We start from the raw sequence: 7,895 nt of genomic DNA, 5'->3' as shown, positions 1-7,895 counted from the left end.
CCAGACTAAATACAAAAAAGAGGGCGACGAAAATCGCGAGAACGACCATCACGGCGGGTAAGTGACTTCGGTTTTCTGGCTGCTATCTAATGCATAGCGCTTGTTAATGCAAAGCTTTAAACGACCGCTAGATACCGGACCGATCAGATTGGTCGTAAAGATCAGCAACGGTTCCGACAATTGAAATCGTCACTTTGAGCAAATAGACGGCGAGTCTCGTCGCTTTTCTTAGTGTCTCATCCTCAATCGCTTCTTTCGACACGAATTGCCTCGCCAATTGGACCCAAGCGGATTGAAAAACTTTACCGACGACACCTTCGATCGCTTGTCCAGGATGCGCCGCGCCGATTGAAGGAACACACCCCGGTAGAAAATTTCCGTTTCAGAACTGCTGGGTGCCGCGGTCGGCAACTATTGAAGAGCTACCTCGGAAACTCACCAGACGAGTCTGGCCTCCCGCACTTCCGTCGGTTCTGACGTGGGATTGCTCTGCGCGTCCGCCCCCACTGCGTGGAGGCTACGTAGAACTTTAACGTGTGGTCGGTGAGGGCCGAAGGATCGCCGGACTGCCTCCTTTAAGCGTTGTCCTTCGGCCGCGCGGCCCTTCAATCAACTTGTCCCCACTACCATCCATTTTAAACACCCTCTCGAACGTGTGGCGCCAGTGTTTGAACGCATAGTCGGCGCCCGATAGTTGGCGCTAACGTCGCGAAGAGAGTATCTCGACCTCAGGGGGAAGGCTGTGACTTAGCCCGGACGAGTTTTGAGTTATGATGGACTGTATGCACCGTGGATAAGAGTTATCCAGATTCTTCCGCAAGCCAAGCCCAACCCCGCTCCACGGCACTCGCAGTATCATCATTTTTGTCGTCAATTTTCACCCTGTCCGGCGCACCGGTCGCGCACGAAGATCACCCTCAGCGTGCGCTGCGTGCCCCACCGCGCATACAACGAGAACTGAAACGGTACTTGAGCAGGGTCGTTGCCGAAGGCGGAATTCCTATCGAAGGCCCGCATCGGTGCGACCACCGGCGAGTGTGGTAAAACTCTTTTTTTTCGGAAATCCTGCTACCGTTTAGTAGCTCCTCCGATGACATTTCCTTCACTCGACACATTTCCTTCACTCGACACATCCCGCCAACGCTTTATCGCAGCTATCGGCTCAGGAGTCATGATTTCAGTCGCGATGAGTCTGCATCCGTTTTGGCTTATTGCCTGGATTGCAGCGACACCTCTGCTCGCGGCGTCATTCTCGGCACCGCTGCGGGAGACAGTGGTGCTTGCGGTGATCGCGTCGCTGCTGGGGAGCATCAGCAGGGCCAGTTACTACCTCCAGATTGGGGGGCCAATGCTGATGGTGCTGGTTCCGCTCGGCCGGGCAATCGCCCTTGTCATCTCCGTCAGTTTGGCGCGACAGGCTGTGGTTCATTGGCGGCACTGGCTCTCCATTTTCGTGTATCCCGCGCTGACCGCGGGCTTCGACATGTTGGAAAGCTCATTCTCGGCTCAAGGCTCATCGGCAAGCTTCGCCTACAGCCAAATGAACGCGATCCCAGTCATCCAGATTGCGTCGCTCGCGGGAACCAGCGGCATCGTATTCGTCGTGAACCTGGTCGCGTCCACTCTGGCGATCGCGTGGCACCAACGCTCGGAGCCGGGTCAATTTCGCAGGGCATATGCAGTAGCGGGCTCGCTCGTCTTCGCGGCGATAGCATTTGGCTTCGTAAGATTGGCGCTCGCGCGGCGCCAATACGAGATACCAATCGGGTTGGTAGTGGAAGATACGCCGCAAAACATTCAGGCCAGCTCCATCGACGCGCCACCATGGACCACCTACAAAACCGGAATTGACGACATGGCGCGGCGCGGCGCACTCGTCGTAGTGTTGCCGCAGAAGATCGCTACCTTCACCCCGGCTGAGGCCGAAGCGATGCGTCAGGCTCTCCACCAGCTGGGTGAGGCCGACAGGGTCTACCTGCTGGTGGGAGTAACTATCGCTGCTCAGGATCACGAGGAAAATCGTGCATGGTTGTTGAGCCCTCCTGGCGCACTGGACGCGGACTATTCCAAGCGCCACCTGGTCCCCGGTGTCGAGGGCGTGTTCGTCCCGGGGCATATGAGAATAGTGAGAATTGTCGAAGGTGTTTTGACCGGAATCGCCATCGGCAAAGACATGGATTTTCCCCGCCTCGGACGCGAATATGGTCGAGGAGACGTGCGGTTGATGCTGGTGCCCGCATATGACTTCGGACGCGGCGTTTGGCAGCATTCTCGAGTAGCGGTTCTGCGCGGAGTTGAGGGAGGCTACTCCGTCGTCCGTGCGGCGCGAGACGGACTTCTCACGATCAGCGATTCTTATGGTCGAGTGCTCTACCAGACACGCAGCTCAGCGCGACCCTACGCCGGCCTGGAAGCGAAAGTCCCCATCGGATCGGGAATGACTGTGTACAACCGAATCGGCGACACCTTCGGTTGGCTGGCCTTGGTCTTCGGAATAACGTTGAGTGTGTTCTCGCTGCGTCCCAAACGGGTGGAAGAGACAGATGAGATAGAGGAGACCTAGAACAGCTCATCGCATGACTTCGCGGTGTGCATCCAGTGCGGATGCCGATGCATGAGAGCCCTGCAAGATGAGCATCATTCTTCGTGCGATGGCAGAAGGTTAGGAGCTGATACTGCGACAGAAGCTTGCTTGGGGACGGCCGCATATTCGAAGCGGCTGTGCGATTCCGCTTTCTGCCCCTCGAAAGGCTCCAAGCTTGCTGGCAGGTGTCGCTCGGTCCGCCGTGAGGGCCCTCATTTCAGCTCCCCGCCCAGTTTGACACCAAGCCTTCATTGGTCCTTCTCAGCCGCTGGCAGGTCCCAACTACATCGTCCTGCATTCTAGCGCAAACTGGGTTTTCCAAACTTGGTGCTGGCCAGAGCGGCGGGCTGGAAGTGCCACATGCGAAAAGACGCGCGGCTCCTAGAGGTCGATACTCTTTTCGCCACGAATTGCCTCGCCCATTAGACCCAAGCGGATTGAAAAATTTTACCGACGACACTTTCGATCGCCTGTCCAGGATGCGCCGCGCCGATTGAAGGAACATAGTCCGGTAGAAAATTTCCGCTTCAGGGCAGCTGGGTGCTGCAGTCGGAACGATCGAAGAGCTACCTCGGGCTCGCCTGACGAGTTTTGCCCTCCGCACTTCCGTTGGTTCCGACGTGGAATTGCTCTGCGCGTCCGCGCCCTACTGCGTGGAGGCTACGTAGAACTTCAACGCGTCGTCGGTGAGGGCCTTCAGAATCGTCGGGTTGCCTCCTTTAAGTATTGTCGTTCGGCCGCGGGGCCCCCTTCAATCAACTTGTCCACACCGCCATCCATTTTAAACGCCCTCTCGAACGTTTGGTGCCAACGTTTTAAGGCATAGTCGGCGCCCGATAGTTGGCGCTCACGTAGCCAAAAGAGGATCCCGGCCTCCAGGGAGGCTGTCACTAACCCGGACGAAAGTCTTGAGTTGTGATGGGTTGTGCGCACCCTCGATAGGAGTTATCCCGATTGTTCCACAAGCCGAGCGATTTTGAGGAAACCGTCGTTGTCGATGCTCGCGCGCTCGCCGGTACGAAACCAGCCGTCGCTGAGCATGCCCGTAGGCGACTCCGCGCTGTCGACGTAACCTTTCATCACGTTAGGGCCGCGCACCAGCAGGAACCCTTCGGTTCCCTGCGACACTTCCCGGCCGGTTGCGGGATCGACGATTCGAATTGAGATTCCCGGCAGTGGATGACCTGCAGTACCGGCACGTCGTCCGGTCTGGCGACGCGAACCCGACCCGTAGTCAGGAATGTTGAGAGTGATGATCGGAGCGCATTCGGGGCAGCCATAGCCTTCGAGCGGCTCGACGCCAAATTTCGCAGCGAAGCGATCCCGCAACGGTTCACTGAGAGGTGCGCCTCCCACCGCGACGTGGTGCAGATCGCTGAAGTCTTCGGACGAGACGTGGACGATCAGTTGATCAAGCAGCGCTGGCGACGCCGGAATCAACGTAACCCGGTTCTCGCGGCAGAACTGCCCTAACAGATCGCTGGCGACGAGTTTCGCTCCGTAGGCGACACTTGCTCCGGTGAGCGCAGGCAGAAGCAGCGTTCCTGTGAAACTCAGCGCGTTTGCGAAGGTTGCGGTTCCGAGAATGCAGTCGCGGCTAGTAACCCGAAAGACCTGGCGCAGGGACTCGAGGTTAGAAAGCAAGTTGTGATGAGTCAGCATCGCACCCCGCGGTGCCTGAGAATGATCATCGGGATAGGAGTACAGAATCGTTGCGACCTGGTCGACGTTGCTGATGTTGCCGCGCACTAAGAAGTGCGCCATCAGGCGGGTTGGCAACAGGAAGAGCAGGACTTTGAGCATCACAACTCGGCTGCGCCGCGCCACCTTCGCAAGTTCATCGAATGGAATTAGACGCGCGGGCAACAATTGGGTGGACCAGGAATTGATAACCTCGCGGCTGGCGATGATCCCGGTCAGCTTCGAACTCGTGATTATCGAGCGTACCGTCGCGGCTGAGTCTGTTGCATCTATATCGACCGGGATGCGGCCCGCGAACCAGATCGCGAAATGCGCCAGCATGGCCTCGATGCCGGATGGCATCATGACGCCGATGCGCTCGTCTCCGATGTTCGTGTAAGTCTGGCTGACGCTGCGGCTCAGGGCGATCGCGCGTACGAGCGTGGTGCCGAAGCTGATTCGCGAGCCGTCAGCTTGCGCCGCTAGGATCTTGCGTCGCCGCCGCTTCGCGCGGCGGATGAACCCGACGTGCAACGGCACCTGCCATTCTTTGTGGGCCCGAAACGCGTCGACAGAGAGCTGCTGTATCGCCTGCCGAACCTCATTTGCGGTGGTCGTCGAAGGCATCGGCTCCCCGATATAGACCGTGATCGGCTCGAGCAGGCGCTTGGGCAACTTGAATAGGAAGCGTCCTCGCTCGAAGCTGAAGATGCTGCCCCAGACTCCATCAAGATAGATCGGGACGATCGCGCAACCGACGTGCGACGCGATCCGTTCAAGGCCGCGCCTGAACTTGAGCAGATTGCCTGTACGCGTGATGCTGCCCTCGGCGAAGATGCATACTGTATGGCCACTTCGGATTTCCTGGCGCGCTCGCTCAAGCGAGTCCACGGTTTTTTCCGGCGGGTCGTTCGCAGCGACCGGGATCACGTGCATCATGCGGAAGAACCAGTTAAGTCCGCGCCACTCGTAATATGGGCGGAACATCAGGAAGCGAACCATGCGGTCGGTCGATGCCGCGATCAAAAGTGCATCAATCCACGAGACGTGATTCGCGACCAACAATGCTCCTTCGGCCGGGATATTCTCGTCGCCCACCGTGCGGATCCTGTAAATCGTACTGGTAACCAGCCACGTCACCAGGCGCACCAGGAAATCGGGCAGCATTCGGACCACGTAGATGCTGCCGGCCAGCGTTAGCAGTGCCACGACTAGCGTCGCTTGGCGCGTCGTCATCCCGAAAGGGCCCGTCAACAGCCATGACAGCACCGCGGCAATCAGCACCGCGCTGGATGACAGTACGTTCACGAAAGCGAGTAGACGCCCTTTCATCCCGGCCGGCGCTTGCTGCTGGAGCAAGGAATTAAGCGGGATGATGAAGAATCCGGCGGAAAATCCGAGCAGGAGCAGATCCAGTGCCGTATCGGACGGGATCGCGAGCAGGTATATCGGCCGTCCCGCACCGGAGCGTGCGAGCATGAGGGAGAACAAGGTGATACCCAGGCTGCCGAACGGAACCAGACCGATCTCAACGTGCTTTTTGGAAAGGCGGCCGGCAATGAGCGCGCCAAGTCCGATTCCAACCGAAAGCATCGCTAGCAATAGTCCGGTCCGTTCCCCGCTGAGGCGCAGTTCGCTCCTTCCGAACACCGGCACAACGTTGAGAAAGAATGAGCCGAGGAATCCGAACCAGGCGATACCGACGACTGTGTAGTACAAGGTCGACCCGCGCCAAACTTCAGCGAAATCGGAATGAAATGAATTGACTACGTTCCACGCGAAATGCGCATCGCGATTTCCCGCCCGGGCTTTGGGTGCGAACGCGATTGCCACCGTCCCGAGACACGCGACCACCACGAAGACGATGCCGGCGTCGGCGAGATGCTGCCGAAAGACGCTGTAGAAATAAACGCCAGCGATTGATCCGGCTGGAATAGCCAGATAAGTAGTCAGTTCTACGATACCATTGGCTTCCGAGATATCCTTGTCTTCGAAAACCTCGGGCAGGATCCCGTACTTAGCAGGCGAGAAGAACGCGATACGAGTGGCGGAGAGGAACAAGACCACGAACAGGAACCGGATGCTACTCAAGCCGAAGCCGATCGTCGCGAGCGTCATCACCAGCACTTCGGGGCATTTGGTCCAGAGCAGAACCCGATGCTTTGCGAATCGATCCGAGAGGTATCCCGCGAGCGGCGAGAACAACAGGAACGGGATGGGAAAGATCGCCGTCGCCAGCCTCGAGTAGCGCAGCTCGCGCGCCTCAGCGCTAACTACTGTCATCAGGAAGAGCACCAGCAGCGCGCTGTCGTTGGCTGCGCCGAGCGCCTGCGCTATCAGGAAAGCCAGGAAGCGCGGCGACCTCATACCGACCCTGCCGCTCACGGATGGGGCCGGCGATACGTATGGCGATCCCGCCCCCACTGGCGCCGGACTGTATCACATTCTATATAGTCGCATCAGTCACCATGCTAATCGCCATCGTTTCTCGCTGGGATGTCGCCCGAAACAAGTGTATGACTTTTTCGCCCGCCTTCCTGCCGTTCGTCCTGACATCGATTCTGCTGCTAGGCGGATGTGCGACCCGTCAGGTCAATCCGCCGATCGCAAAATACGACCCCAGCAGTCTGCGTCAGGTCCAGAGGCAGTGGCATCGCGGCGATCCGCAAGACATTGTTGTCCTCGCGTTCTCGGGTGGAGGCACGCGGGCCGCGGCTTTCTCATACGGGGTACTCGAGACGCTGCGGAGCATGGAACTTGTCACTAACACCGGCCGCCAGACCTCGCTACTCGACGAGGTCGACGTGATCACTGGCGTGTCCGGCGGCAGTTTCACGGCCCTTGCGTATGGTCTTTATGGAGACCGCTTGTTTGATGAGTACCCGGCGCGCTTTCTCAAGCGTGACGTGCAAGGTGAATTGACTTCGAGAATCCTCAATCCTCTGAATTGGGGTACATTCTCGTCGACTGGGTGGGGGCGTTCCGAGGTAGCGGCGCAGCTATACGACGAAATTCTATTCAATGGGGCCACGTTCGCTGACCTCTATAGCGCGGGCGGGCCGATGATCGCGGTGAGCGCGACAGAACTCGGGACAGGTGCGCGGATCGTCTTCATACCGCAGAATTTTGACGTCATGTGCGCGGATCTCCACCCGGTCAGACTCTCGCGCGCCGCCGCGTCATCGTCCGCTGTACCGGTCGCACTGTCGCCCCTAACGATCAACAACTACGGTGGGAGTTGCGACTACCAACCACCGCCCTGGCTTCGGACTTTTGCAGAACTTCCCAAACCGCCACGGCCGGCAGCTCGTGCTCTCAATCGTCTGCGCGAACTACTGGAACTCGATAATGGCGTCGAAGATCCGTACTTCCACCTGGTGGATGGGGGCATATCGGACAACCTGGGTCTCCGCAGCGTGCTGGATGTACTAGAAACCTACGAAGCGATGCACGACGACGGCCAACCGACCCCGCTCGACGGCACTCGCAGTATCATCATTTTTGTCGTCAATTCGTTGTCCGCGCCCTCGACCGAGTGGAACAAGTCGGAGACCCCACCAGGAAGCATCGATGTTCTGATCAAATCCGCGGGTGTGCCGATCGACCGCTATTCCGGAGAAATGGTTGAGCA

General features: G+C 58.4%; 3 protein-coding genes. 2 read left to right on the top strand and 1 reads right to left on the bottom strand.

All coding sequences use genetic code 11. From position 1 onward, the window contains the following. Positions 1-1,090: 1,090 nt before the first annotated feature. Entirely contained in the window at positions 1,091-2,563 is a 1,473-nt protein-coding gene (locus VGI36_05580) for a nitrilase-related carbon-nitrogen hydrolase (protein HEY2484596.1), read from the top strand. 966 nt (positions 2,564-3,529) lie between these two features. Here the strand turns inward: VGI36_05580 and VGI36_05575 are convergent. After that, positions 3,530-6,631 carry an MFS transporter gene (locus VGI36_05575; GenBank protein ID HEY2484595.1) on the bottom strand — a complete coding sequence of 1,034 codons (3,102 nt, stop codon included), beginning with the start codon at positions 6,629-6,631 and terminating at the stop codon, positions 3,530-3,532. A gap of 38 nt (positions 6,632-6,669) precedes the next feature. On the opposite strand from VGI36_05575, the gene VGI36_05570 reads away from it, so the two are divergent. Further along, positions 6,670-7,895 (top strand): patatin-like phospholipase family protein (locus tag VGI36_05570; protein ID HEY2484594.1); only part of this gene is annotated, 1,226 nt, incomplete at its 3' end.

The organism is Candidatus Binataceae bacterium, assembly GCA_036495685.1.
Lineage (GTDB): Bacteria > Desulfobacterota > Binatia > Binatales > Binataceae > JAFAHS01.
The sequence above is the reverse complement of the archived record's forward strand: the minus strand, read 5'-3'. Positions and strand labels throughout refer to the sequence as shown.

Bases quoted from the DNA above. Each gene is read 5' to 3' on its own strand.
- VGI36_05580 (HEY2484596.1), top strand. From the start codon at position 1,091: ATGACATTTCCTTCACTCGACACATTTCCTTCACTCGACACATCCCGC.
- VGI36_05575 (HEY2484595.1), bottom strand. From the start codon at position 6,631: ATGAGGTCGCCGCGCTTCCTGGCTTTCCTGATAGCGCAGGCGCTCGGC.